The sequence below is a fragment of the Myxococcus sp. CA051A genome (genome assembly GCF_013336705.1).
Taxonomy (GTDB): domain Bacteria; phylum Myxococcota; class Myxococcia; order Myxococcales; family Myxococcaceae; genus Myxococcus; species Myxococcus llanfairpwllgwyngyllgogerychwyrndrobwllllantysiliogogogochensis.
Window position 1 is genome coordinate 1 of the sequence record NZ_JABUMS010000015.1, and the last position, 26,175, is coordinate 26,175.

Here is a 26,175-nt window from a genome sequence, read left to right on the forward strand (position 1 = left end):
ATCGTCCACGGCGGGAACTCCTCGGCTCCCCTGCCAGGGGGAGACCGTCTCGGTTGGTTTCACCGAGGAGCTTCCCTCTTTCACGCTCATCCCTGCTCGCCGACTACACACTTATAGGGACACGACCCGCGCTGCGCGAGGTCCGTCTCGCGACCGAAGGCGTCAAAGATGTAGTCGGTGATGACGACCCCACTGGGGTTGCCAGCAGGGGTACGGGTCGCACGCGTGAGGCGGCGCATGGCGCCTGGCCCGTCGTCGTACACATATTCCAGGCTCTCCTTCTGGTTGGTGGAGGAGAGGACGCGACCGAGGAGGTCGCGCTGGTAGGTGGTGGTGATGCGCCCGGCCGCGCCGGTGGCTGCGTCGGACTGGCTCTTGAGCTCGCCGAATGCGTTGTAGAGAAAGAAGCGAGTCCCAGAGTTGGGGTCGACGGTGTGCTCCAGGCGACCCTTGGTGTCGTAGAAGAGAGCGTTACGGTTGCCAGCCGGGTCGTCCATGAAGTCCAGGCGGCCGAAGGGGCCGTAGGAATACGTCATGGTCGCTTCCTTGGAGGTTCCCACGGCCTCGGTGGCATGGGTCATCAGTCCACGGAAGTCGACGAGCGTCTTCTTCACCTGGCCGAGCGCATCTGTAGACATTGCCTGCGAGGAGTAGGGCGCGGGCGCGGAGTAGTTGAATCTCTCGATGAGCTTGCCAGAGAGACCCGTGGTGCCATCTCCGAAGCGGCGAGCAGCGACTCGGTTGAGCGCGTCGTACTCGTAGCCTTCCCACGTGGCTTGCTCGCTGCTCGTTCGGGGCATCTCCCGCTTCACCACGCGCCCAAGGACATCGTAGGTGACGGTGGAGGTCACCGTTTTGCCGTCGAAGCGCGCGGACTGGGTCGTCACCGGACGCCCCATCGCGTCGAAGCGCGTAACAGTCTCATCCTTCACGGAGGCGCTCGTGGCCACCTCGGTCCGATGCTGTGGCAGGGGACCGTTCCATTCGTAGTGCGTCTCGACGATGGACTTGTTCGCGGGTGCCACGGAGGGCCCCTGGTACATCGGTGTGACGATGCGCTGGCGGCCGAAGCCGTCGTACTGGAAGCGCATGTGGACATCATTGGGGTCGGCCGTCTGCGCGAGGACTCCCAGGCCCGGATGGAAGAGATAGCGCCAGGTGGCGCCCTCGGCGTCCGTGGTGGTCGTGAGCTGCGTCTGGTCGAGGCTGTCGTACGTCACCGACTCGGTGCGGGTGACGCCGCTGCCTTGCTGTGACACCTGTTCGACGAGGCCCTTGGTGTTTCGGGTGAAGAGCGTCTTGAGGTACGTCTCCGAGGTGGAGGGTGTCACGGCCTCGCCGATGAGCGACGGCTCGTGCTCGGCGCTTTCAACCTGACCGCGCGAGTCGTAGGTCACCTGCTGCGTGCGAACGTTGGCGGCATCGGGCTGTCCCAAACAACCGACCACGGGAGCCCTGGCGCAGGACATCCAGGACGTGGTGATGGTCCAGGTCCCCTGGGGAAGCCAGGTGGTGGTGTTGAAGGTCGGCACGGTGACCGTCTTCACCTGCTCGGTCGTGCCCGCCCCGTGGATGAGCACCGTTTGCGAGAGCGGGGTGCCGTAGTCATCCAGCGAAGTGAGCGCCTCCGACTCGGAGACCACCGTCGCGGAGCCGTTCCTGATTTCGCGAACCGTCTCGACAATGCGTCTGGCGTACTGCCGGTACGTCGAGGCATGGACCTCTGGCGTGCGGATATAGAACCACTGCCGCTGCGTCTGGATGCGCGTGTTCGCATCCGTCGGCACTTCGACGAGCTCCTCTTTGGGTAAGTGTGCCAGGGGCGCTTTCGCAAGACGGTTCGAGCCCTCGACCGTCGTCCTGTTGTCGTAGGTCGTGGTGGTGCGAGTCCCCGTCACCTCGTCGATGACGATGCGCTGCCCGAAGCCCAACCAGCCCAGTCCTCGTGCATCTGAGAGGCCATCTCGATAGAGGTGGCGCCAGCTCTGCACTCGCTGCTCATTGGAGTTGATGGACATGCGCGATACGACCCGCATCGTCTCTGGCGACAGCCGAAGCCACGGCTTCGCCGACGTATCCGTGTAGCTCTTGGCGTAGAAAGGCTCGCTTGGTGTGACAGCGCCGTGCGGGTTGCTCTGGGCGAGCGACGCGTACTCGAACGAGTAGCTCAAGCCGGAGTAGCCCTGGTAGGTGGCGAGCTGGATGTTGCCGTGCACCCGCTTGAGTTCGTCCACGGGCTTCTGCCGCCGCGTGATGCGCAGCTCGTTGCCCACGCGGTAGGTGAAATCCAGGATGCCGTCGTTGTTGACGTCGATGACCTGAGACCACTCCTTGTTGTCCCCGCTGGGGACACTCGACAGGGTCATGAGCTGGGTGAAGTCACCCTGGGGACCCGCGAGCAGCAGTTGGACTGGAGAGCCTGGGCGGAAGATGGCGAGGTCCACGCGGCCATCGCCGTCGAAATCGCCGTGTTCCGTCTTGGCGTTCAGCAGCACGGTGCTGAAGTTGCTGGGAAGCACCGTCTCACGCACCTCGGTGAAGCCCCTGCCGGTGTTGAGCTGGACCAGGAGTTTGAGCGTCACGTCGGTCGCCTTGAGCTGCCCAAGCGTCACAGCGTCCTGGAGGCCGTCACCGTTCACGTCGATGAAGTCGAAGGTGAAGGCGAACAGGTTCAGAAAGACCGGGGCAAAGTTGGGTGGCCTGCGCAACGTGGTCGGTACGACCTTCAGCTCACCTGCGGTCGAATAGCCTGACGGGACCTCCCGGAAGCTGACCGCATCCAGGAACATGCTCGGGCTCGTGCTCGGGCCCAGGCCCACCAGGCTCATCTTGCCGGTGCCAGCCAGATCCGTTACCCGCAAGCCGAGGCGGGAACTCTGGTAGATGAGCGACTCCGACATGGGGCTCGCCCTGGTGCTGGGCACCATGGGCGGTCTGAGTGTCGAGGGCGGAATGGGATTGTCGATGACGACGCGACGCCTGACGGAGGGGTCCGGATAGTTCGGATTATTGAGATCATCCTCATGTCGCCCCACCCACACGCGCTCATTGCGCCGGTCACCATCCAAATCCAGCCAGTACTGCGGATTCGGCTCGGAGCCGACTACATGCGTCTCATCGGACAGGTGATTGACTTGATGGGCATAGACGGGAGTGAAGAAGGGGCTGCCCCGGAATACCCCCCACAAACACGAGAGGCCGACGACGGTGGATTGGCCCAAGCCATCCCAGTCCGTTACCATGGGATACAGATTGCGGTCTTCGCGGTCGCCGCAGAAATGGTTCGCGTCCCCTCCGCCGACGGGGTTCCCATCATTATTGAAGAAGGGATCCCAGCGGACGAGGCCGCTGATGTCGGAAAGGTCGAGCGCAGTGGAGGAGGCGTCCGGGTACTGCAGCAGCCGCATCCGGTCCTCCCAGACCTGCACGGTGTTGTCCGTGGGGAAGCTGTAATCGTTCTCGTCGATGAGGACGGAGCCCGTGAAGTACGCGAGGCCCTGCCGGCCAGCGCCCAGCCCGAAAGCATTGAGACCCACCCCAGATTTGGCGTTACTCACGTTGACGGCGGGGAGGGAGTCGAAGTCCCAGGAGCCCTGTTCCCAATCGAAGCGAATGGGCGTCTTGCAGATGTCGCGGCCATCGCATTCGCGCAGCTCGGTCAACAGGCTGCGGCGACTGACCGCGCCTTGGTAATACTTCATCCGATAGGAGCGCAGCAGGACAGTGGTGACCGTGCTGCCACCAGGAGCGAGGCCCGGGCCTCGCATGTTGATGCGTGACAGCCTGAAGTCGCGTCCGACCTTCACTCCCGAGAGGTAGCCGGTGAAAGTATCCGGCCGGGACTCGTATTCAAAGGTGACCTCACGTCGGCCGTCCTCGACGGTGACCTCTGGCGACTGAGTCTCCGGGTTGACGCCTTCGCGGCGGAAGCTGGTATAGGCAATGCGTTTCGGGCGATGCCAGGCGACGGACGTCTCGTCAACGGCGGGCGCCTGTTCATAATACACATCCATCTGGTTGCCGAAGCGGTCCCTGATGGATGCGAGCGCCCAGGTGATGGTCGCTATTCCGTTGTTTTCAATCGAGATGGTGCCGTCGACGTTGCGCTTGCGACCGGAGTCGAAGCCCCGAATGAGCGCGTCCTCTCGTTGCGTCCCATTGACCTGGGTCGTCTTGCCGTAGGTCCGGATGAGTCCGTCTCGTCCCCGCACCTCGAAGGTCTCTGGATTGGCGGGACTGTTGCCTTCGGGGATGCGGATGGATGCGTAGGCATCCTGCTCTGTCTTGAACGCACCTGTGCCGCCAGCGGGCACCAGTCGCTCGCCGTCCAGACAATAGACTCGCTTGTAGAAGTCGAGAGTGTCGGACCCCGTCGCGAACATCCAATGGCGGAAGTCCACGGCCTGGAGCATGCCGTCGCGCGCGAAGGAGTTGGGACAGAGGGTGATTTGAGACAAGCCCGCCAGGTTGAAGCCCGGGCCGAGCAGTCCGTCACTGCCCTGGCTGTGATGGACGATGGAGAGCGAGGGCTGGAGGCCCGCGCGTCCTGGAGGAGCCCAGAGCGGAATCGAAACGGCGGCAGAACCGTCGGCCGTCACGTTCGCGGTGAAGGGGGTGATGCCAGGTGCTTCGGGCGTGGCGGAGGTGGTGTCGAGAATCGTGTCGGGGCGCAGCTCGAAGGGAATGGCGTCGAGCGTGGCCCGGGCGCGCGCGACCTCCAAGGCGTCGCCTCCTTCCGGAGGTGAGCCCGCGGGCACGCAACTGCTTAGCAACTGCGTGCCGTAGAAGAACAGCATGAGGTTCGCCGCGAAGCGCTTGAGGCGCCCCGGGGGACGTGAGGTTTGTGAGTGGTGTCTCATGATGGAGATTGTCGAAAGGAGAATGCGGGGTTATTGGCACAAGGACTGGTCACAGACGTTGCCTTCGTCCGGAGTCCCCGAGCAGTTGTTGTCGATGCCGTCGCAGACCTCAACGGAGCCTGGTTTCATGTCAGCCCGGGTGTCGTCACAGTCCCCAGGAGTGCGGGATGTATTCGCTGGTTGTCGACAGGCGCTCTGGGGCTCCCAATTGGCCCCATGACCATCATGGTCCTGGTCCGCGAAGAACTGGACCCATGTGGAGGTGTTGCTGTTGTCGTCGGGCCAGCCGTTGCAATCTTCGTCCATGTCGTTGGCGCAGACCTCGGGACGAGGTTGACCTGGAGTGCAGACGCCGTAGTCCCCCCATTCGCACACTTCCCTTGGCGGTTTGCCGTCTCTGGCTTCCTCGTACCAGCACGCCATGGCGCATGCGGGAACGCTGCGCATGCACGCACCGACGCCACAGGTCTTGGGTGGAGCGTCGTCCACCTGCCCGTTGCAGTCGTTGTCGAACTGGTCGCATGACTCCGGCTCAGGAGGGAACGGGGTGCAGGTCTGCTCAGTCCCGTTGACGCAGGACTGGACGCTGGCTGCGCAGGCGCCCACGCCACAGTGTTTCAGAGCCCCTGGGTGCACCGCCGCGTTCGCATCGTTGCAATCCAGGCCGCTGGAGGAGGCTCCCGCGGGTACATTGCAACTGGCTCCAGTCGGGGCTCCTGCTCCATGACCGTCTCCGTCCCCATCGCGATAGAGCGTCAGCAGGACGCCTTCGTCCGTTGTTCCGTTACAGTTGTCGTCCGTGCCGTTGCAGACTTCGGCTCGAGGTGCGCCCGGCCAGCAGGTGTTGGCTCCCCAGGTGCAGACCTCGATGGGCGGCTTCCCGTCGCGCGACTCCTCCAGTTCGCAGTGGTCGGCGCAGGCAGCGACTGTTCGCCGGCAGAAGCCCACACCACAGGAGACAGGTGGCAGGTCATCCACTTGCCCATTGCAGTTGTTGTCGACCTGGTCGCACACTTCCTGCGTCGCGGGCCTGGGGATGCAAGCTGTCTCGGCGCCGTTGACGCAGGCCGGGACGCTGGTGGCGCAAGCCCCAATGCCGCAGGACTTGAAGGCACCTGGTTTGACGGATGCCGAGCCATCGTTGCAGTCGGTGGCATCGGTGACGTAGCCAGCGGGCATCCCACAGGCGTCCTTCCAGTTTCCGGGAGCCCCGAATCCGTCTCCATCCGCGTCGCGGTAGTACCGCACCCATTGCCAGAGGGAGGAATTGCTGTCGTCACAATCACTGTTGTTGGTGACCCACCCCTGCGCAAGACAGCCTTGTCGTCCAGGGCCGGCGCCTTTTCGGTCCCCATCCGCATCTCGGTAGAGTGTGAGGAGGACTCCCTCGTCGATGAGGTCGTCGCAGTCATTGTCGAACCCGTCACATCGTTCTGGTTCGCAGATGTCCGGAGGCGGATCGCAGCCGTTACAAGCCATGGGGGCCACGGCTGTTCCAGCATCCAGCAAGGGCGCTGTGGCTGCCGGTGTCGCCGCGAGCGTGGGAAGGGCGATGATGATGGCGAGCAGTGCCAACCGATAGGCATGGAGGCGCCACAGCCGCGTAGGGGCATAGGAGGGTCGAGGCATGATGAGCTTTCGAGGCTTGCGAGAAGTCGTCTCGCGAGACGCGTGGCTATGGGCCGAGCCTGGCTGGCTCTTGCAGGTGAGTGGCTCGGCGGGTGCCGGGTGCGTTCGCGGAGTCCACGTGTTCTGCAATGGACGCGCCGAAGGCTCGTGGAGGGGCCTGTCCACGTCGCAGGCGAGCAGTCCGTCCACGAGACGGGACCTGCATCCAGCCCACGTGGGATGGCTGAATCGGCCGCGCGATGGGGCCGAGATGACCTGGGATGGACCTTCCAGGATTTCGGAGTTCCTCAGCGTCTCCCGAAGCTGGAAGGGGTAACGAAGCCTTCGGACGTGCTCATTCGAGAGATGGAATGGGCACGGACAATGAGGGGCGAAGTTGCTCGCTCAATTGCTCGAAACGATGGAGCTCTTGCTTGCCCTGGGCGGAGGCTCGGTGTGGGCGCCAACTCACACGCAGGTCAGCCGCTGTACGGGCCGCGCGTAGCGGGTCCTCACTGCTCCTGATTTTGGGGGCACAGGCCTGAGCTGGAACCGTGGCCTGTGTCCTTCCCGGGAAGGAGAAGGTCCCGCGACCTGGAAGACCGCGAGCCCATCCTCATCTACCCCGGAGCCGATCTTTCATCCGGCATGGTTATCGAATCGTGTTCGCATCCTCTTCATTGTGCAGGTCGAAGACGGTGCCCTTGCCATGCTTCTCCGCAAGAAGCATGTAGGCCTCTTCAACGTCGGTTGCCATCACGGTTACCCGCAGACCCGGCTCAGTCTGAGCGCTGCCCCCGAGCTGGATGATTGCTCGGTACTCTCTCAAGTTCTTTTTGGTCATGTCCTGTCTACTTGAAGGGTGCGAGGCAGACATCACAATAGCAGCAGGTCCTCGCTGATGGACTTGAGTTCCGAGAAGCGAAGGCCGTTGTAGATGAGCTTGCCCGCGACGCGTGCCGCCGCCTCGGGGAGGTCGCTGAGTCGCACGGGGGCTGTGGGTGCGGCGGTGAGCCGATAGGGGCCGCCGTGGAACGACGAGTCGAAGGCATAGAGCCCTCGCGCAGCCATCTGCTGCCAAGGGTCGCCCGGTTCGGAGAGTTGGCCAGGTTCGGGGACCGGCGCCGTGCTCGGCACCATGGATCGGATGATGGCAATCGCGTGGTCGTGTGCGTCGACATCCTGGAGGAACGCGTCCGGCGCGTAGCCGCCGCCAGCGGTGCTGAAGAAGCCCACGAACCCGTCCTGGTCGCAGGCCAGCCAGTCATATTCAAATCCCTGAATGGAATCCTGGGTCTCTTGGCTCATGGAGTTCTCTTGGCGGGCATCGGCCGTGAAGGTGCTTCCCAGTATCACCTTCTAGAGAGCGTAGCGGACCGCGTACTCGTGGCGAAGAGTGCCTCGATACCAGTCATCAAGAGATTTGAAGACTTGAGTCGGCTCACCTGTCCGCTGGTCGAACCATGCGAAGCGCGCGTCGATGGGATGAAAGGCGGAGAGACCAAGACCGACATGGAAGACGACCCAGCCGGGGGCGAGCCCGGCCTGTCGATAGCTGGAAGTGACGCCGTCGATGTCGTCGCCAGTCGCAGGATCGCCAACGGGTGAAAGAAACGTCTCCGTTTCAAACGCCTCTCCTCCTCCCGTCGACGACCAGAATCGCAGCAAGTCCGTGGGGACACTTCCGTGTCTCCCTGCCCAGCGGAGGATGGTGTCTTCGGGGAGGGGATTCCTCCAGCGGAACAGCATGGGCTGCTTCACGGCATCTGCTTCGATGGCGCTGGTGGGATGCAAGGAACTCCTCCCAGAGGCTGACCTGAGCCTGCGACCAGCATACGCCCACGTGAATCCAGAGGAGGGTTGTTCTTCGACCTGGCACCACCCCTGTGGAGGTCGACCCCGATGGCGCGACAGGCGCGGCCCGCGATGCGCGCCTGCACTTCGCTCACGAGCGTCGTTGACAGAGCTTCAGCGCATTCCTCCAGGCTCGAAGCGGGTGAGGAACACCTTGAACTGCAAGGAGACGAAGATGGGGCGCGGAGCCACCAGTGAGGTTCGTGCGAGCATCGCGAACATGGCCTCATCGGACTCGATGGGGCGGATCTCCGTCATGCGCTTGCGCCGATGCTCCAGCGCCTCGGAGGGGATTCCATGGGCCCGGAGCCGCCGGAACTCCACGTCCGTCAGCTCGGGGTCATTGCCGACGCGGCAACCCACGACGAAGGGCGCTCCGGGCTTGAGTCGCCGGGTCACTTCGCGCAGCAGCTCCAGGCGGGCTTCCTCGCCCTCCACATGGTGCAGCACCCCCATCATCTGCGCGCCGTCGAAGAGTGGGCCGGGAGGCAGGGTTCGCAGCTCACCCACGTGAAGGTGCGTCCGAGAAAGCAGGCCCTCGGCCTCCAGGCGCTTACGGGCGACGTCGAGCATGGCCTCGGACGGGTCCACGCCCGTGAAGCGCCAGCCGGGAACACCGAAGCGCAGATAGGGCATCAGCTCCGTGCCCGTACCCATGCCCACGAACAGCAGGGAGGCAGCTTCCTGCCCGTCGAGCTGCGCGGTCAGCGCGCTGACACCGAGCTCATACATGGCCTGGGCGCCAGCGAGGTTGATGGCGGCCTGGGCGTCGTAATGGGCGGCGCGGTCGGCGCCGAAGCCCGGCACGATGTGGTGGACGGAGTGAGGGGCGTGTTCATGGGCCATGACGTGTCCTCGATGGGCCCGCTGAATACGGGCGATTGTTCGAGGATGCGCGTCGGCAGGCCAGTCCGGTAGGGCGGGGATTCAGGCTGAATCGGCGGATTGTCTGGACGATGCGGGCTTGTGGCCTTCATCCAGGGCTGGCCGCTTCCCAGAATCGGTGTCAGTGCTCACGTCTTCCCATGGAGGGGAGACCGGAGGACGGCATGGGAGGACGCCCATTGTGCCTACCCCGAGGAGGAGGGCCCGCGACCTGGAAGATCGCGAGCCCAGCCTCAGCTACTCCAAGCCGCTCGTTCAGCCGGCATGGTTATCGAATCGTGCTCGCATCCTCTTCATTGTGCAGGTCGAAGACGGTGCCGTTGCCATACTTCTCCTCGAGAAGCATGAAGGCCTCTTCACCGTCGGTTGCCATCACGGTGACCCGCAGACCCGGCTCAGTCTGAGCGCGGCCCCCGAGCAGGATGATTGCTCGGTACTCTCTCAAGTTCTTTTCGGTCATGTCGTGTCTACTTGAAGGGTGCGAGGCAGATATCACTATAGCAGAAGCCCCCGACGATGGTTCCCTCGCCTCGGAGGATGTTCATGATTTCCTCGGGCTTCATCTTGGTGATGTCATGGATTTTCACGTTGGGGTCATTTCTCCAACGAATTTTGTCATCCCTGAGAAAATTTGGCGCCGGAGTGATTCTGCCCCCGCGTGAGCCGTGAGCCCCCGAGAGAATGTGTACATCTCCCTTGGTGAGGGCGTCATTCACGTGCGGGGCGAAATGGAACTGGATGATCTCCCCATTGGAGGTCCAGACCTCTCCACCTGCCGCGTTCTTGGTCATGGAGAAGGAGCCACTGGGCGGGGGGGCTCGAGTCCCGAAGGCTCGAGCAACATCGTCCACCACTCCACGGACTTTCTTGACGGGGGCTCTGAGCACGGATGCAACGCCGCCGCCCGATTCGAGGATGGAAAAGATGCTGGCGCCAGAGGCGAGTGTGTAGAAGGCCGTCTTCCCCGCGCCGACGACGCAGCCGCCTGTTTCTCCGTTGCCGCAGGCTGACTTGGTTTGGAGATAGCTCTCTCCCGCCGTCACGAACGGGATGAACTCGTTGACGGCGTAGCTGACCGCGGCGAGCTTGCTGACAGGCTCGTAGCGCTCATACGACGTCGCGGCCGCCACCATGCTGTCGAGCTGGCCCTTGGCAATGGACCTGCCGACATGGCACCCGAGGGACAAGCCACACGGGAACTGGTCGTAGGCGGCCCCAATCTTCCCCGCGGCGGTTGTCATCAGCGAAGTCAGGCTGGCCTTGGACCCGCCAGAGCTCTGCCCGATGTCATTCGTGTGGTGGGCATCCGGCTGCGCCTTCGCGTCATCCAGACTCTCCACGCTGGGGACACGGAGGTCGACCGAGGGCAGGAACGGCGTGGCCCCCGGTGCGGACTCGTGCCGCAGCAGTGATTCCGCCACCAGGTTCGGTCCCGGCACATACCCACCGCCCGAGCTGCCTCCCCACTGACCCACCAGCGTTCCACCGTAGGGCGTGTACCCGCTGGGGTCCGTGTAGCGAATCGGGTTGTTCAACACATAGGAGTACGCGTTGTACGCCTGCACCGAGCCCGCATCCGCGATGACGGGGTCCGCGCTGATGAATCGCATCAACCGCGGGTCGTAGATGCGCCCGCGCATGTTGATGAGACCCAGCTCCTCATCCTGCTCATGCCCGGTGAAGCCCCGCTTCGCGCCGCTGTAGCTCGCGCTGGACGCTTGCAACAGGTTGGTCGCGTCTCGTCGTCCGCCGTAGGGCTCGAACTTGATGCGCTCCACCACCGCGCCCGCGGCGTTGGTGACAGTGTCCGGACTGCCCTGCTTGTCGTTGAGGAAGTACCGGGCGCTCTCCGTGCTCGACCCCTCGTCCCACGACAGCTCTCCGATGATGCCCTCGGGGCTGGGGATGCTGATCACGTGTGTCGTCGTCAGCCCCTGCTTGCGTCGCTGGTAGAGGCCGCCGACATAGAGCACTTCCTCCATGCCGCCGCTCTTCTGCTTGCGCACGCGCGTTCCGGACGCGTCGTAGTCGAAGCGGACCGTCTGGCCCCCCTGGGTGATGGACTCCGGCAAATCGAAGGGCGTGTACGTGACGGTCCGGACTTCGTTGTTCGAAACGTCGCGCGAGGCCGTCTGGTTGCCCCGGTGGTCGTACTCGTAGGTGAGCGAGTCCGCTCCGAACTGCGCCCGTTTGACGGCGTGCGGTCCACCCGTCGCGCCCAGGGTGTAGTTCAGCGTGGACGTCGGCTCCAAGCCGGTGACAGGGGAGCGGCTGAGCAGGTTGCCGAGCGCGTCGTACTGGAACTGGACGTCCAGCGTCTGGCAGTTCTGCTGGACCTTCCAGCGCTCCAGCCGGTCCAACGCGTCGTAGGTGAACTTCTCCGTCGCGCCGACCATGAGGTCGTGGCGGGCGGAGAGGTTGTGATTGTCCGTGTACTCGTAGGCGAGTCGCTGGACGTTGGTACCACTGCGCTTCGCGTCCAGGAACCGCAGACGACCCATGGTGTCGTAGCGGAAGTCACGCACCACCCCACTGCCATAGCGCGCCTGCGTCAGCCGCCCCCCGCTGTCTCGCGCGAGCGCCGACCAGTAGCTGGTGATGGAGTTCGTCCGGTAGATGCTCGAGAGGTCGCCTCGCGAAGTGTACGAGTAGCCAATCGACACCGGCTGCCCGTTGAACATGACGGGGTAGGTGAGCCGGCTCACCCGTCCGTAGGCGTCGTACTGCCGGCTCATCACCTGCGTGCCGCCGGCGACTTCCTGCGAGGTGTTCGTCTCGCGGCCGAAGTCGTCATAGACATGATTCGTGATGACGATGCCCGCGGGATTGCCGGTGGGCGTACGCGTCGCACGCGACAGGCGCCGGATGGCACCCGGGCCCTGGTCATAGAGATAGGACAGGCTCTCCTTCTCGTTCGTGGCCGTGCGCACCCGGCCGAGCACGTCCCGCTCGTACGACGTGGTGATGAGGCCGGGCATGCCCACGGGGCCGTCCGAGTCGCTCTTCACCTCGCCGAACGCGTTGTAGAGGAAGGTCCGCGTCCCCGCGTTCGGGTCCACCGTCCGCTCGAGCCGACCGAAGCCATCATAGAAGTTCGCGCTGCGATGGCCCTGCGGGTCATCCGTGAACTCCAGCCGACCGAAGGGACCATACCCATACGTCATGGTCGCCTCCTTCGATGTCCCCACCGCCTCGGTCGACCGCACCATCAGCCCGCGGAAGTCGAGCAGCGTCTTCCTCGCCTGGTTGATGGCGTCCGTTACCACCGTCTGGGTGGAGTAGGACGCGGGCACCGTGTACGCGATGCGCTCCAGGAGCTTTCCGGAAGGCCCCGTCGTCCCGTCCCCGAAGCGGCGCGCCGTGACGCGGCCGAGGGGGTCGTACTCGTAGGACTCCCACGTCGGCTGCTCGGTGCTGGTGCGAGGTGCCTCGGACTTCTGCACACGCCCCTGGACGTCATAGGTGACGCTGGAGGTCACCGGCTGTCCATCGAAGCGGGCTCCCTGGGTCGCCACGGGCCGGCCCAGCGTGTCGAAGCGGGTGATGGTTTCATCCACCGTCCCCGTGTCCGTCGCCACCTGGGTGCGGTGCTGCGGCAACGGGCCATTCCATTCGTAGTACGTGCGAACGATGGACTGGTCCGCCGGCGCCACGGAGGGCCCCATGTACAGCGGCGTCACCACGCGCGGGCGGCCGAAGCCGTCGTACTGGTAGCGCGTATTCACGCCGTTCGGGTCCGCCGTCTGCGCGAGCACGCCCATGCCAGGGTGGTACAGGTATCGCCACGTCGCCCCTCCCGCGTCGGTGGACGTGGCCACCTGCGTCTGGTCGACGGTGTCGTACGTCACCGACTCCGCACGCTCCGTCTCACGGCCCTGCTGGACGACTCGCTGGACCAGGCCCCGCTCGTTCCGCTCGAAGCGTGTCTTCAGGTACGTCTCGGACGTCGTCGGAGTCACGACCTCCTCGAAACGCGAGGGCTCCAGTTCCGTGCTTTCGACCTGCCCCTTCGTGCCGTAGGTGACCTGCTGCGTCCGGGTGTTCGCCGCGTCCGCGGGGCCCGTGCAGCCGACCTCCAGTGCCCTGGCGCAAGACTGCCACGCGCTGGAGACAGTCCACACTCCGGTGGGCAGCCACGTCGTGGAGTCGAACCCCCGCCCCGTGGTGACGACCTTCACCTGCTCGGTCTTGTCCGCGCTGTGCGTGAGGGTCGTGCTGTAGACAGGGTTGCCCTTGTCATCGAGCTCCGTGAGCGACTCCCTCTCCGACACCACCGTCTCGGCGCCACCCTTGAACTCGCGCACCGTCTCCACGACGCGACGGGCGTACTGCTGCCAGATGGTGGAATGGGTCGCCGGAGTCAGGGCATAGGTCCAGGTCCGCTTCGTCTGGAGCCTCGTGTTCGCGTCCAGGGCGACCTCGGTCGTCTCCTCCTGCGGGAAGTGCGCCAGGGGCGCCGAGGCCTTGCGGTCCAGCGTGCTGTCCACCGAGTGCCGGTTGTTGTACGTCGTCGTCGTGCGCGCGCCCGTCACCTCGTCCACGACGATGCGCTGACCGAAGCCCAGCCAGCCCAGGCCCCGGGTATCGGAGAGGCCATCTCGGTAGAGATAGCGCCAGCTCCGCACCTGCTCGTCATTCGAGTTGAGCGACATGCGTGAGACGACGCGCATCGACTCGGAGGCCAGGCGCAGCCACGGCTTCGTCTCGGTCTCCACGTAGCTTTTGGCGTAGAACGCCTCGGGCGGCGTGACGGCTCCGTGCGGATTGCCCTGCGAGAGCGGGGCGTACTCGAAGGAGTAGCTCAGGCCGGAGAAGCCCAGGTAGCTGGCAATCTGGATGTTCCCGTGCACCTTCTTGAGCACGTCGGTCGCCTTGATGCGACGCGCGACACGAAGGTTGTTCCCCTGGCGAAACGTGAAGTCGAGCAGGCCATCGTTGTTGGTGTCGATGACCTGGGCCCACTCCTTGTTGTCGCCGCTCGGGACAATCGACAGGTTCTCATGGGTGGTGAAGTCGCCCTGCGGACCGGCGAGCAGCAACTGCACCGGGCTGCCATTCTTGAAGATGGCGAAGTCCACCCGGCCATCGCCGTCGAAGTCGCCATGCTCCGTCTTGGCGCCGAGCAGCATCGTGGCGATGTTGCTCGGCATGACGGTCTCCCGGACCTCGGTGAAACCCTTGCCCGTGTTGAACTGGACCCGGAGCTTGATGGCCGGGTCGGAGATGCTCGTCACCCCCAGCGCCACCGCGTCCCGCAGGCCGTCTCCGTTGACGTCGACGAAGTCGAACGTGGAGGCGTAGAGCGACGGAAAGAGGGCCGGCATCGTGAAGGGCGTGCGCACGGAGGTCGGGACGACCTTCAGCTCCGCCTCGTTGACGTTGGTCGTCGAGACCTCCCGGTAGGTGAGCGCATCCAGGAACGCGTTCCCATTGGGACCCACGCCCAGCATGCTCATCTTCCCGCTTCCATCCAGGTCCACCACGCGCATGCCGAGCCGGGCGGCCTGGAAGTAGCCCACCGGAGACATCTTGGTGATGCGGTTCTGCGCCGTCCTGTCGACGACGACGCGGCGCTTGGCGGTCACTGTCGTGTCGGAGTCCGCCGTCAGGTCGATTTCGTGCTGCCCCATCCATACGCGCTCGTTGCGGGCATCTCCGTCGACGTCGAGCCAGTACTGCGAGTTCGGCTCGGAGCCGACAACCTTCATTTCAGTGTCGCCGGCACGGGCATGGCCATAGAAGGGGACCGGGTGCTGGCCGAAATTGGACTTGTCCCACTTGCAAGACAGCGGCGTGACGGTGGAGCGGCCAAAGCCATCCCAGTCCGTCACGATGGGATACAGGTTGCGCTCATGGCGCTGCCCACAGAAGTCTCCCGGGTCGTTGCCTCCGAAGAAGAAGTCCCAGAGATCATCGAGCCAGATGGTTCCCTCGATGTTGAAGTAGGGGTACCAGATGGAGCCGCCCGTGACGTCGGACGCCACCAGCGAAGGGGACGCGGCGTCCGGAAACTGCATCAGCCGCATCGTGTCCCTCCAGAGCTGCACCGTGAAGTCGGTGCTCATTCCGGAGGTCGGGTCAGTCCAATCGAGCTCGTCCTCGGCCATCTTGTCGGACCGCACGAAGTACGCGAGGCCCTGGCGTCCCGCGCCCAGGCCAAAGGCATTCAGGCCCGCGCCGGCGGCGGCGTCGCTCACGCTCTGGGCCGGCGGATACTCGAAGTCCCACGAGCCCTGCTCCCACTCGAAGCGCACGGGCGTCTTGCAGATGTCCTTGCCGTCGCACTCCCGCAGCTCCGTCAGGAGGCTGCGCTTGCTGAGGGTTCCCAGGTAGTACTTCAGCTTGTAGGAGCGCAGCAGCACCTGAGACAGGGTGCTCGCACCCGGGGCGAACCCGGGGCCCTTCATGTTGACGCGGGAGAGTCGGAAGTCGCGGCCGACCTTCACGCCCGCCAGATAGCCGGTGAAGACATCCGTCCGGGCCTCATAGTCGAAGGTGACTTCGCGCTGACCCGGCTCAATGACACCCGAGGCGTCGCGGAACTGCGTGTAGACGATGCGCGAAGGGCGGTGCCATGCACCGGACGGAGCGCCGAGGGGCGCCTGGTCGTAGAACACCTCCATCCGGTTGCCGAAGCGGTCCTCGATGGAGGCGAGCGCCCAGGCGATGCGCACCGTGTTGTTGTTCACGGTCTGGATGGTCTCGTTGGGCCCCTGCTCGTATTGCGAATGGATGCCCTTGACGAGTGCGTCCTCGCGCGAGCCCGGCCCCTTGCCGTAGGTCCGGATGAGCCCATCGCGCCCCCGAACCTCGAAGGTGTCAGGCGCGTGGAGGGTGGTTCCCTCCGGGATGCGGATGGAGGCGTAGGTGTCGTGCTCCGTCTTGAAGGCCCGGGCGTCGGAACCGCCGGCCGGAACGAGCCGGACGCCGTCCAGGCACCAGGCCCTGCTGTAGCGGTTCTTCGCGGCCAGCCCCTCGTCCGGCATGAAGTCCACGGAGTGCAGCGCGTTGTCCCGTGCGAACGAGTTGGGGCACAGCGTGATTTGTGACAACCCCGCCAGGTTGAAGCCGGGGCCGAGGAGCCCGTCGCTGGCATTGCTGTCATAGACAATCGACAGCGACGGCTGGAGGCCCGCGCGCCCCGGAGGAACCCAGAGCGGGAGCGACACGGTGGCCGAGCCGCTCGGTGTCACATCCGCCGTGAAGGCCGTGACTCCGGGTGCCTCCGTGCCGGGAAAGGCCGTGTCGAGAATCGTGTCGGAGCGCAGCTCGATGGGGACGTCCAGGAGCGCGCTTCGTGCCTGAGGGAGTGGCTGTCCATCCTCGTCTCCAGAGGAGGACGTCAGCGCGGGGCCGCAGCTGGTGAGCAGCTGGGCGCCATAGAAGAACAGCGTGAGGTTCGCCGCGAACCGCTTGCGGCGTCCCGGCGGACGCGGGGATTCTGAATCGTGTCTCATGTGGGAATGACCGTGGTGCGTCGAAAGGGATTTACTGACAGAGGGACTGGTCGCAGACCCCGGACTCGTCCAGGGTGCCCGAGCAGTTGTTGTCGATGCCGTCGCAGACCTCGGCGGCGCCCGGCTTCATGTCGGCTCGCGTGTCGTCGCAATCGCCCGGTGCCCGGGAGGTGTCCGCGGGCTGGCGGCACGTGGTGGTCTCGCCCCAGCTCGTGCCGTAACCGTCGTGGTCCTGGTCCGGATAGAAGGTGAGCCACGCGGCGCTGTTGCTCGAGTCATCGGAGAAGCCGGTGCAGTCCTCATCGAGGCCATTGGCACACACTTCCGCCGTGGGCGCGCCCGGGGTGCAGGTGCCGTGCTCGCCCCACTCGCAGACCTGGACGGGCGGCTTTCCGTCATGGGTCTCCACCCACTCGCACAGCTCGCCACAGGCGGGGGCGGTTCGCCGGCAGGCGCCCTGGCCACAGCTGATGGGCGGGAGGTCATCCACCTGCCCATTGCAGTCGTTGTCTGACTTGTCGCAGATCTCCGGCTGGGATGGGCGTGGGATGCAGGTCTGCTCCGCGCCGTTGACGCACGCCTGGACGCTGGCGGCGCAGACGCCGAGGCCGCAGTGCTTCAACGCCCCGGGCTTCACGGCGTAGTTCGAGTCGTTGCAGTCCTGGCTGTTGGAGGAAGCGCCGCCCGGCACACTGCAGCCCGCGCCAATCGGAGCGCCGGCACCATAGCCGTCCGCGTCGTTGTCGCTGTAGTAGGTGAGCTGGACCCCGTCATCGATGGTGCCATTGCAGTTGTCGTCCACGTTGTTGCAGGTCTCTGCCTTGGCGACGCCCGGCGTGCAGGCGTTGTCACCCCACTCGCAGAACTCGACGGGCGGCTTGCCGTCCTGGACTACCACCCACTCGCAGATGTTGCCGCAGGCGGCGACGGTGCGCTGGCAGGCTCCCGTGCCGCAGGAGATGGGGGGAAGGTCATCCACCTGCCCGTTGCAGTTGTTATCGATGCGGTCGCAAATCTCGGCGGAGGCGGCATAGGGGACACAGGCCTGCTCCACGCCGTTGACACAGGCCTGGACGCTCCGGGCACAGGCTCCCTGGCCGCATTGCTTGATGGCCCCCGGCTTGACGGTGGAATTGCCGTCATTGCAGTCAGTGGCATCCGCGACGTAGCCCGCGGGGAGGCCACAGGAGTCGATCCAGTTTCCTGGTGCTCCGTAGCCATCACCGTCGGCATCCCTGTAGTAGCGACCGGCCTGCCAGATGGAGGCGTTGGCGTCATTGCAGTCGTTGTTGTTGAGGGCCCAGCCATGGTCCAGACAGCCCTGCTGCGCGGCCCCGGTGCCGTGGCCGTCCCCATCCACGTCGCGATAGACGTTGCGCTTGACGCCCTCGTCTATCTGGCCGTCGCAGTCGTTGTCCTCCCCGTCGCAGATCTCCGCGACACATTCAGGGTCCGGCTCACAGTCGGGACATCCAGGTGGAGGCAGCAGGTTCGGCTCCTGCTGGGAGCTGATGGCGGAGCTCGCCGGGGCCGCGAAGACCGGGCCGACGGCGAGGGCCGTGAGCAATATCAATACAGACTGGCTGAGACGCCACGCGCGTGCGCGGGTCTCTGGAGGTCGAGACATGGTGGGCTTTCGTGGTGGACGACGAATGAACTCGCGACCAGGCATGCGAGTGCCATGCGGAGGGGGCGCGGTTCGACTCAGGGATGAAGGAGTGCCCCCCGCAACGCATACGGAGGCACGCGTTCAAGCTGGTCGTGACATTCCGTTGTGACCCAGATTGTTGAGGTGTTCGGGACGGGGCGTGCACACACCGCCGAACCCAGCCCGGACTCCGCTTGTCGGTCCACGCCCACGTTTTTCCTTGTAGGCTTTCCTTCCATGACTTCGACGGTGAGCGCGTTCCTCGACGACATCGACACCCGTGAGGGCTTGAACGAGGCCCGGCTGCGCCTGGAGCGGCTGGGTGAAGAGAGTGCCTGCCCGACGCTGGTGGCGCTCGCGGCCGAACTGGAGGCGCGTCAGGCCTCGACGCCCGTGGACGCGCGGTGGCGGCTGCATGCGCTGTCGGACCACCTCGAAGAGGTGTTGGCCAGGGGCCAGGACGTGGACAGTGCCCTGGCCCTCCTGGAGGTCGCACGGCAGCCTCGCGCCGCGCGCTTCCAGGGGCGGCACTCCGCCGCGCGACGCGAGCAGGACCTCGCCGCGCTGCTGGCCACGCATCGCTCCGCGTCGAGCTTCGTGGAACTCATGTCCCATCGCCAGGGGCCCGAGGACCTCCTCGAGCTGTTCGCCTGCGGCGTGCAGGAGTACGTCATGCGTGGCGCGGACCTGTCGTCGGCGCCGGGGGTGCAAGAACTCCAAGCAGAGCTGACGCGGCGGGGACACCCGCTGGCGGCGCTGCCACCGCGGCGCAATCGTTGGGAGTCCACGCTGGGGCGCCTCCTGGGCGCTGACGATGTCGCCTCGGCGGCGGACTCGCTCGCGGAGCTGAGGGCCGCGAAGTCTCGCGAGGACGACGACGACGAATACACCACTCCGAACGTCCGGCTGGTGACGCACGACGAGCCCGTGCCCCCGGGGTTCGCGGCCGTCGTCGAGGGCCGTGGTGAGGAGGGCCCTCCCACTGAAGTCGACCAGCGGGTGCTCCGATTGCGCCCCGCGCTGCCCAAGGCGCCCGCCGATACCGTGACTTCTCTGCTGGTCGACCTGGACCTGCCGCTCCTGAAGGACGCCACCGCCGTCGTGTGCGAGCGGGCGCGGCTGGCCGACGTGGCGGAGGCGCTCTATGCGCTGGCGGTGTCGGGCGCGCGAGGATGGCGGGGCGCGCTGGGCGCGGCGTATGGGCGTCTGGCTTTGTGGCGCACGCTCGAGGGGCTCGGTGGTCTCCCGGCCTCGTGGGCCGGTGATGCCCTGGAGAAGCGCTGGGGCGCCTGTACGTGGTACCAGTTCAACGTGCCCGAGGGCGTGGGCGTCGTCTGTCTTCGCCCCGGAGGGACCTCGCTCGCGCTCCTGGCGGTGCGCGATACGCCCGAGAACTCAGGCGGGTAGGGACCTGCGCTTCCACAGGCGGAACGCGCGGTTCGAGGAGCGGCCATCCGGGTCCCTGGGGTGGCGGGGCTCCACGAGGCGCTCCTGCATCAGCTCCGTGGCGATGAAGCCCATCGGGCTGCTACCGGTCGGGTGGTCCATCTCCCGGCTCTGACGGACGACGTCCTCGAAGAACCGCAGTCCCTCCGCCGAGTCCTCCGTGAACCCCTGGTAGACGAGGAACCGCCACGCCTCCGCGGGGCTTCGGTGGAGGTCGACGGCGTGCAGGGTGGCGGTGAGCCTGTCCCAATAGCGCGGAAGAATCATGGCGGTGGGCGCGGAGCATAGCCGACGTCTCCTCGCGTCCGCGCACCTGTCTCTGTTCACCATCGACCACCCACGCTTTCCCCTTCACGGGTGCTGCCTTATGACGGGTGTCTGGCACCCGGAGGAGGTCGTTCGCGCGGATGGTGGAATACATCGACCAGCTCATCGGAGCGCTCGGCCCCCTGGGGCTGCTGGTGCTGGGGCTGGCGGCGGCGCTGGAGTACGTCGTCCCACCCTTCCCCGGAGACACCATCACCCTGTTGGGCGGCGTGTACGCGGTGCGCGGCGCGCACCCATGGGTGCTCGTCTTCCTCGTGGTGACGGCGGGCAGCGTGGTGGGCGCGGCCATCAACTACATGGTCGGCCACTGGCTGGCGGGGCGCTTCGATGCGCACCCGGGCCGCAGCTACTTCGGCATCACCCACGCCCGCCTGGAGCAAGTGCAGTCCCGGATGCGGCGCAACGGGCCGTGGCTGCTGCTCGCCAACCGCTTCCTTCCAGGCATCCGAGGCCTCATCTTCATCGCCGCGGGCGCCGCGCGCATGCCTCGCGTCAACGCGCTGGGCCTGGGCGCGCTGTCCGCCATGGTGCACACCGGGCTGGTGCTCGCGCTGGGCGCCGCGGTGGGCGGCAACCTCGAGAAGTTGTCGGCGTTGATGAGCCGCTATCAGTACGCGGTGCTGGGGCTGGTGGTGGTGGGCGTGGTGGCGGTGCTGGTGCGCATGTTCGCTCGGCGACGCGCGCCCGCCTCCGAACCCTGAGTCTTCAGTCGGACGGCCTCTCACACCGACATTGCGCGGTCGGGGCCCGGCGCGCTTGAGTCGCCTCCATGGCCTCGCGCATCCATCCAGGGACTTCGTTGCTCGTCGCGCTCGTGTTGTCCGTGGCGGGCTGCCGCTGTGGAGATGACCCGGGTGTGGGCGGCGCGCGCCAGGGCTTCCGTCCCCAGGAGGAACAGGTCGACTTCGGCCGGGCGCTGGAGGGCTCCCTCACGCGTCGTCAGGTGACGGTGCTGGCCACCGGGCGCTCCAGCGTCACCGTGATGGCCTCCTCGGGTTCTCCCTTCTCCGTGGACGTCGCCGAGGTGACGGTGCCGGGCAGTGGCCTGGCCACCGTCGACGTGGACTTCCTCGCGGGCAATGGCGCGGCGCAGGGCACGCTGACACTGACGGGCGCGGGACGCACGGAGACCGTTCGACTCACGGGCCTGGGAGTGAGGCCGCTCGACTGCGTCCCCTCCAGTCCCTGTCACGAGTCGCGCTTCGACCTGGACTCCGGTGCCTGCGTGGAGCGGCCCCTGGAGGACGGCGCCACCTGCATCCCCACCAGTCGCTGCCAGGCGAACGGCCGCTGCGAGTCGGGCGCGTGCGTGGGCAGCCCCCGCTCGTGTGACGACGACAACCCGTGCACGGTGGATGCGTGCTCGCCCACCCTGGGCTGCGTGACGGCGCCCGTCGCGTGTCCGGTGCCGAAGAACCCATGCAAGGTGGGCGTGTGCGACCGCGACGACGGCTGCGAGGAGGTGGACGCGGAGGACTTCGTCCCGTGCGGGCCGGTGGACTGCAGGAAGTCCAACCTGTGTTTCGGGGGCTCGTGCAAGGAATTGCCCACGCCGGATGGCATGCTCTGCGCGCCCGCCACCGCATGCCAGGGTGAGGGCACCTGCCAGGATGGCGAGTGTGAGAAGCCCGACGCGGGAGACCTCCCGGTCGACTTCAGCCAGGACCTGGGAGGGGAACCCATGGGCCAGCCCGCGCTGCTCGTCCAGGAGGGCGCGCTGTTCACCTCGGTGTGCGGGGGTGACGGGGGCTGCCGGCTCGTCTCCTTCACGCACGGCGGTCTGCTGCGCTACGAGTCGCCCTTTCCCGACGGTGGCACCCGCACGCTGCTGGCCGCGTCGGATGCGGGCGTGGTGGTGCTCGCCTCGGAAGGACTGGAGTCCTATGCCCCTCGGGGTCCGGGCGCGCGGCAGTGGGAGGCTCCCTGGACGTCGCTGGGCGCGCCCTCGGATGCGGGACCCTGGATGGGGCACGTGGAAGCGGGACAGGTCGCGCTGACACCAGACGGAGACGTGGTTGCTCACGTGGCCTGGGGCCCTGTGCCGGACGCGGGCGCGGATGGCGGAGTGGCACCGCCGCTGGCGCCGGAGGGTGCGCGGTGGGTCTGGCTCGCGGGGCATGAGGATGCGGGTTCAGTGGTGCGCGCGGGGCCCGTGGAGCCCTGGCGCGGTGAGGCGCGGCTCGCGCTCGACGTGGAGGGCTCGGCCTATCGCTACACGGTGGATGGGCGACTGGAGCGCGCGGACTTCGACCTGGACGGTGGCACGGAAGTCATCATCTCCGCGCTCGGCGACGGGGGTGTGCCGGGCGGGCGCGCGTCGCTGGCGGTGGCGGGAGGGACGCTGCTGGTGGGCACCCAGGCCTTCGTGTCCACGGACGGCGGTACACAGGTGGCGGTGGACTGGGACGCGGGCACGCGGACTTTGACGCCGCTGGCCGAGCCCGCGCTGCTCGCGGCGGAGGGGTCTCCCGGCTACCTGTTCGCCCAGTCCTGCGACCGCGCGGATGGCCTGCCGTGCACGCCCGAGGAGGAGCGCACGGTGCTTCGCGCGGTGGACTCGGCCACGGGACAGGTGGCGTGGGAGGTGGACGCGCTGCCCTTCACCGCGCTGCCCGGCTCGCTGCACGACGCGACACTGATTCAGGGCGGCGCGGTGGGGGTGCTCTCGGAGGCGGCGCGACCGGATGGGCGGCAGGTGTGGCTCCAGCTCTTCGCGCAGGGGCAGAAGCGGATGATGTGCCCGCTGCCGGGCCGCCCGACGGTGGTGGCGGGTGCGTCCTTCTTCGAGGACAAGCTGCTCGTCGTGCTGGAGCGCGACGGCGTGTGGAAGCTGGAGTCCTACGGCATGGGGCCCGGCATCCAGGCGGAGCCGCGCGGTTGGCCCCAGCGACACGGGACGCCGGGAGCCACGCGGCGCGAGTCGCCGTGAGTCACTCGGTCGTGTTCGGGTCCACCCAGAGGTCCTCGTAGCGGACCTGCGGCGGTGTCTGGTGCAGGCGAAGGCCCTGCACCGTGGAGGTGGCCGCCGCGTGCACGCGCTCGTGGTACAGCGGGATGAGCGGACAGTCGTCGCGGAAGAGGTGCTCGGCGCGCACGTAGAGCTGCTGCCGCAGCCCCGGGTCGATGGACACACGGGCCTCGGCGGTGATGCGGTCCAGCTCCGGGTTGCGATAGCCCAGCGGGTACACCGTCTGCGCGCTGGAGTGCAGCAGGAAGTAGAGGAACGTGTCCGGGTCCGGGAAATCCGCCAGCCACAGCGTGCGGAAGGCCGGCACCTTTCCGTCGCGCAGCCGCGCCGAGTACTCCTCCGGCGCCATCTCCACGTGCTTGAGCTCCAGCAGGCCCGCCTGCAACAAGGGGCGGAAGAGCACCGCGTCCTCGGCGGAGGTGTCCCGGCCCGCGGGGTGGTGCAGGGTGAGCCGCAGCCGCCGCAGGCCCGCGTCGCGCAACAGCTGCTCGGCCAGCGCTACGTCGGGCGCGGGCAGGGGCCCCACCTCCGTGCCGCCGATGAGCTCCGGTGGCGTGAGCGTGCGCGCCACGCGGGCGCCCGGGTGGAACTGCTCCACCGCGCCGACGATGTCCATGCCCGCGCGCAGCGCGCGTCGCACGCGCACGTCGTCGTAGGGCGCCTCGCGCAGGTTGAGGGCCACGAAGGCGGTGGAGGGCGTGGTGCTGGCGAGCACCTGGAAGGACTCCAGGCCCGGCACCTCCACGTGTTCGGCGGAGAGGAAGGACACCAGGTCCGCGGTGCCCTCGCGCAGCCGCGCCACGGCCTCCTGTCGCGAGTTCACCAGTTGGAACTCCAGCCGGTCCAACAGCGGCGTGCCCGCGCGCCAGTAGGACGGGTTGCGCTCCATCACCACGCGCTCCGGCTCCAGGGACATGACGCGGAAGGGCCCGGTGCCCACCAGCCTGCCACTGGAGTCCACCCGCGCCACCGCCGTGGGCGTCAGCGCCATCAGGTGCAGGAAGAACGCCTTGGGCTCGCGCAGGCGGATTTCCAGCGTGGCGTCGTCGAGCGCTTCGATGCCCGACACCTCGCGTGCGAGGCCGGACGTGTACTCGGACGCGCCCTCCACGTCCTCCAGGAGGCTGCGGTCCGGTGAGCGCACCGCCGGGTCCAGCAGGCGCTCCAGGTGGCGCTTCACGTCGCTGGCCGTCAGGAGCGCGCCGTCGTGGAAGGTGACGCCCCGGCGCAGATAGAAGCGATAGCGGCGCGCGGAGGGGTCCGCGTCCCAACGCTCGGCGAGGTCCGGCTCCAGTCCGCCGTCCTCCAGGCGCAGGAGGCTGGAGAAGGCGCACGCGGTCAGCTCCGAGAGCTGGTTCTCCACGCTGAACAGCGGGTCCACCGCCTGGCGGTTGCGCAGCGACGCCGCCTGATGCAGCACCACGCGCAGCATTCCGCCCGTGCGCGGCTGGGGCAGCCGGAAGCGGAAGACCTCCGTCTCCAGGCCCAGCGCCTCGTGGCTCAGCTGGTCCACCGTGCGCGTCAGCCCGTCGCCAATGCGGATGACCCGGCGCGCGTCCTCGCGCACCTGCGCCACTTCCTCGCGGATGGACGAGTCCGCCTTGGTGAGCACCACGTTGGCGGTGCGCAGCTCTTCAATCGCCGCGCTCAGGCGCACCACGGACTCCGACAAGTCGCGGCCCGTGCGCGCCTGGTCCTCCGCCTTCTGCGACGCGCCATGGCCCACGCGGGCCATCTCCTGCGTCTGCCGCACCAGCTCGCGCGCGTGGCCGGACTGTTCAATGGCCATGCGCGTGACGTCTTCCACGCGGCGGGCCACGCGGCGGCTGGCCTCCACCACCGTGGCGCCCTGGGCCTCCAAGAGCTGCGTCTCCGTCACCGTGGCTTCCACGGCGCTGAAGGTGCGCCGGGTAATCGAGCGAATCTCCACCAGCGCCTCGGACGCGCGGTCTCCCAGGGCCACGCCCGCGGTGGCCTGCTCGCGGCCCTCGTGCACCAGCGCCACGGCCGTCAGCACCGCGTCGCGGACGCCGGACACCATGGCCGCGATTTCGCGCGTGGAGCGCGTGGTGCGCTCGGCCAGGTTGCGAATCTCGTTGGCCACCACGCCGAAGGGGCGGCCATGCACGCCGGCCTGCGCCGCGATGATGGCGGCGTTGAGCGCGAGCAGGTTCGTCTGGTCCGCGATTTCCTGGATGACGTCGACGATGCGGCCGATTTCGGCGGAGCGCGAGCCCAGCGTGCCCATCAGCTCCGCGGCCTTGCGGACCGTCTCCTCCACCCGGTACATGCCCTTGACGCTGTCGGCCACCAGCACTTCGCCGCGCTCGGCCGTCGCCGTCACCGCCAGGGCCAGCTGGTTCGTCTCGCTGGCGCGGCGGCGCACGGAGTCGATGCCGCCCTCGACGAGCGCCACGAAGTCCTCCGCCTCGCTCGCGAAGCGCGCCAGCTCGTCACCCGAGGAGGCGATGTTGGCCAGCCGCTCGCTCATCGCCTGCATCAGCGCGGTGGTGTGATTGGCGAAGTCGTTCACCTGCGACAGCGACTCCACCACCTGCTCCAGCCGCTCGGTCATCTCCAGGAGCGCGCCCGTGGTGTCGACGGCGAACACCTCCAACTGGTGCACCCGCTTGCCCACCACCTGGAGGCTGCCGCCCATGCCGCTGACGGAGTGCAGCGTGCGCTCCACCGCGCCGCCCTGCCGCCGCGCGGCCTCCAGCAGCATGCGGGCCTGCTCGCTCACATCCGTGCTGGTGCGGTGCAGGTTCGCCGTCACCCGCTGCACCTGCGACAGGGCGCGGCGCAGGGACAGCACCAGGCGGCGTACATCCTCGTGCCCCTCGTACTTGTGCCCGCCCGTCGTGGTGAGGTCGCCCTCCGCCAGCCGGGCCATGACGCGCCGGCGCGCCAGCCGCCGCAGCGCCGCCCACCGGAACCACGCCAGATACCCGCCCGTCAGGTACAGCGCGGGGGTGGCCAGGAGCAGCGCCAGCCAGGAGGAGGACTCCAGTTGCTGGCCGCTCAACTGAAGGACGCCCCCCAACACGAGCGCGGACAGCAGGCCGGCCGCCAGGCCGAACGCGAAGAGATACCGTTTGGCGCCCATGGACCGACCGAGGCTAC

At 66.9% G+C, this 26,175-nt stretch carries 14 protein-coding genes; 3 read left to right on the forward strand and 11 right to left on the reverse strand.

The genetic code is table 11. The features are described from left to right. Window positions 1–86: 86 nt before the first annotated feature. The 9 genes from HUA74_RS33820 to HUA74_RS33860 all read right to left on the reverse strand — a co-directional run bounded on the left by HUA74_RS33820 (window position 87) and on the right by HUA74_RS33860 (window position 18,290). Entirely contained in the window at window positions 87–4,859 is a 4,773-nt protein-coding gene (locus HUA74_RS33820; protein ID WP_174457857.1) for an RHS repeat domain-containing protein, read from the reverse strand. Window positions 4,860–4,889: 30 nt separating this feature from the next. Continuing rightward, window positions 4,890–6,488: a putative metal-binding motif-containing protein gene (locus HUA74_RS33825; RefSeq protein WP_174457858.1), complete on the reverse strand. Its 1,599-nt coding sequence runs from the start codon at window positions 6,486–6,488 to the stop codon at window positions 4,890–4,892. Window positions 6,489–7,119: 631 nt separating this feature from the next. Continuing rightward, on the reverse strand, window positions 7,120–7,311 hold the full coding sequence (locus HUA74_RS33830; protein WP_174457859.1) for a hypothetical protein: 192 nt from the start codon (window positions 7,309–7,311) through the stop codon (window positions 7,120–7,122). A gap of 32 nt (window positions 7,312–7,343) precedes the next feature. After that, the gene (locus tag HUA74_RS33835) at window positions 7,344–7,775 is read right to left on the reverse strand and encodes a hypothetical protein (protein ID WP_174457860.1); all 432 of its coding nucleotides are present in this window, start codon (window positions 7,773–7,775) and stop codon (window positions 7,344–7,346) included. A 51-nt stretch (window positions 7,776–7,826) separates the two neighbouring features. Continuing rightward, window positions 7,827–8,261 carry an SMI1/KNR4 family protein gene (locus HUA74_RS33840; RefSeq protein ID WP_174457861.1) on the reverse strand — a complete coding sequence of 145 codons (435 nt, stop codon included), beginning with the start codon at window positions 8,259–8,261 and terminating at the stop codon, window positions 7,827–7,829. Between the two features lie 174 nt (window positions 8,262–8,435). Beyond that, window positions 8,436–9,167 carry a class I SAM-dependent methyltransferase gene (locus tag HUA74_RS33845; protein ID WP_174457862.1) on the reverse strand — a complete coding sequence of 244 codons (732 nt, stop codon included), beginning with the start codon at window positions 9,165–9,167 and terminating at the stop codon, window positions 8,436–8,438. 307 nt (window positions 9,168–9,474) lie between these two features. After that, entirely contained in the window at window positions 9,475–9,666 is a 192-nt protein-coding gene (locus HUA74_RS33850) for a hypothetical protein (protein WP_174457863.1), read from the reverse strand. Between the two features lie 7 nt (window positions 9,667–9,673). Beyond that, window positions 9,674–16,663 carry an RHS repeat-associated core domain-containing protein gene (locus HUA74_RS33855; protein WP_174457864.1) on the reverse strand — a complete coding sequence of 2,330 codons (6,990 nt, stop codon included), beginning with the start codon at window positions 16,661–16,663 and terminating at the stop codon, window positions 9,674–9,676. 31 nt (window positions 16,664–16,694) lie between these two features. After that, on the reverse strand, window positions 16,695–18,290 hold the full coding sequence (locus HUA74_RS33860; protein WP_174457865.1) for a putative metal-binding motif-containing protein: 1,596 nt from the start codon (window positions 18,288–18,290) through the stop codon (window positions 16,695–16,697). 258 nt (window positions 18,291–18,548) lie between these two features. Here HUA74_RS33860 and HUA74_RS33865 point away from each other — a divergent pair, with 258 nt between their 5' ends. Further along, window positions 18,549–19,718 carry a DUF6183 family protein gene (locus HUA74_RS33865; protein WP_174457866.1) on the forward strand — a complete coding sequence of 390 codons (1,170 nt, stop codon included), beginning with the start codon at window positions 18,549–18,551 and terminating at the stop codon, window positions 19,716–19,718. Here HUA74_RS33865 and HUA74_RS33870 read toward each other — a convergent pair. Then, window positions 19,707–20,024 carry a hypothetical protein gene (locus tag HUA74_RS33870; protein WP_174457867.1) on the reverse strand — a complete coding sequence of 106 codons (318 nt, stop codon included), beginning with the start codon at window positions 20,022–20,024 and terminating at the stop codon, window positions 19,707–19,709. The two genes, HUA74_RS33865 and HUA74_RS33870, sit on opposite strands and share 12 nt — an antisense overlap. A gap of 140 nt (window positions 20,025–20,164) precedes the next feature. Between HUA74_RS33870 and HUA74_RS33875 the strand changes: the two genes are divergently transcribed. Together HUA74_RS33875 and HUA74_RS33880 are read left to right on the forward strand one after the other, a co-directional pair. Beyond that, window positions 20,165–20,785, forward strand: coding sequence for a DedA family protein (locus tag HUA74_RS33875; RefSeq protein ID WP_174457868.1), 621 nt, complete (start codon window positions 20,165–20,167; stop codon window positions 20,783–20,785). A 68-nt stretch (window positions 20,786–20,853) separates the two neighbouring features. Then, window positions 20,854–23,013, forward strand: a complete 2,160-nt coding sequence (locus tag HUA74_RS33880; RefSeq protein ID WP_174457869.1) for a hypothetical protein — start codon at window positions 20,854–20,856, stop codon at window positions 23,011–23,013. Window position 23,014: 1 nt separating this feature from the next. On the opposite strand, the gene HUA74_RS33885 is transcribed toward HUA74_RS33880, so the two are convergent. Next, on the reverse strand, window positions 23,015–26,158 hold the full coding sequence (locus HUA74_RS33885) for an ABC transporter substrate-binding protein (protein WP_174457870.1): 3,144 nt from the start codon (window positions 26,156–26,158) through the stop codon (window positions 23,015–23,017). Between the last annotated feature and the right edge of the window lie 17 nt (window positions 26,159–26,175).

Bases quoted from the DNA above. Each gene is read 5' to 3' on its own strand.
- HUA74_RS33820 (WP_174457857.1), bottom strand. From the start codon at position 4,859: ATGAGACACCACTCACAAACCTCACGTCCCCCGGGGCGCCTCAAGCGC.
- HUA74_RS33825 (WP_174457858.1), bottom strand. From the start codon at position 6,488: ATGCCTCGACCCTCCTATGCCCCTACGCGGCTGTGGCGCCTCCATGCC.
- HUA74_RS33830 (WP_174457859.1), bottom strand. From the start codon at position 7,311: ATGACCAAAAAGAACTTGAGAGAGTACCGAGCAATCATCCAGCTCGGG.
- HUA74_RS33835 (WP_174457860.1), bottom strand. From the start codon at position 7,775: ATGAGCCAAGAGACCCAGGATTCCATTCAGGGATTTGAATATGACTGG.
- HUA74_RS33845 (WP_174457862.1), bottom strand. From the start codon at position 9,167: ATGGCCCATGAACACGCCCCTCACTCCGTCCACCACATCGTGCCGGGC.
- HUA74_RS33850 (WP_174457863.1), bottom strand. From the start codon at position 9,666: ATGACCGAAAAGAACTTGAGAGAGTACCGAGCAATCATCCTGCTCGGG.
- HUA74_RS33855 (WP_174457864.1), bottom strand. From the start codon at position 16,663: ATGAGACACGATTCAGAATCCCCGCGTCCGCCGGGACGCCGCAAGCGG.
- HUA74_RS33860 (WP_174457865.1), bottom strand. From the start codon at position 18,290: ATGTCTCGACCTCCAGAGACCCGCGCACGCGCGTGGCGTCTCAGCCAG.
- HUA74_RS33865 (WP_174457866.1), top strand. From the start codon at position 18,549: ATGACTTCGACGGTGAGCGCGTTCCTCGACGACATCGACACCCGTGAG.
- HUA74_RS33870 (WP_174457867.1), bottom strand. From the start codon at position 20,024: ATGATTCTTCCGCGCTATTGGGACAGGCTCACCGCCACCCTGCACGCC.
- HUA74_RS33875 (WP_174457868.1), top strand. From the start codon at position 20,165: ATGGTGGAATACATCGACCAGCTCATCGGAGCGCTCGGCCCCCTGGGG.
- HUA74_RS33880 (WP_174457869.1), top strand. From the start codon at position 20,854: ATGGCCTCGCGCATCCATCCAGGGACTTCGTTGCTCGTCGCGCTCGTG.
- HUA74_RS33885 (WP_174457870.1), bottom strand. From the start codon at position 26,158: ATGGGCGCCAAACGGTATCTCTTCGCGTTCGGCCTGGCGGCCGGCCTG.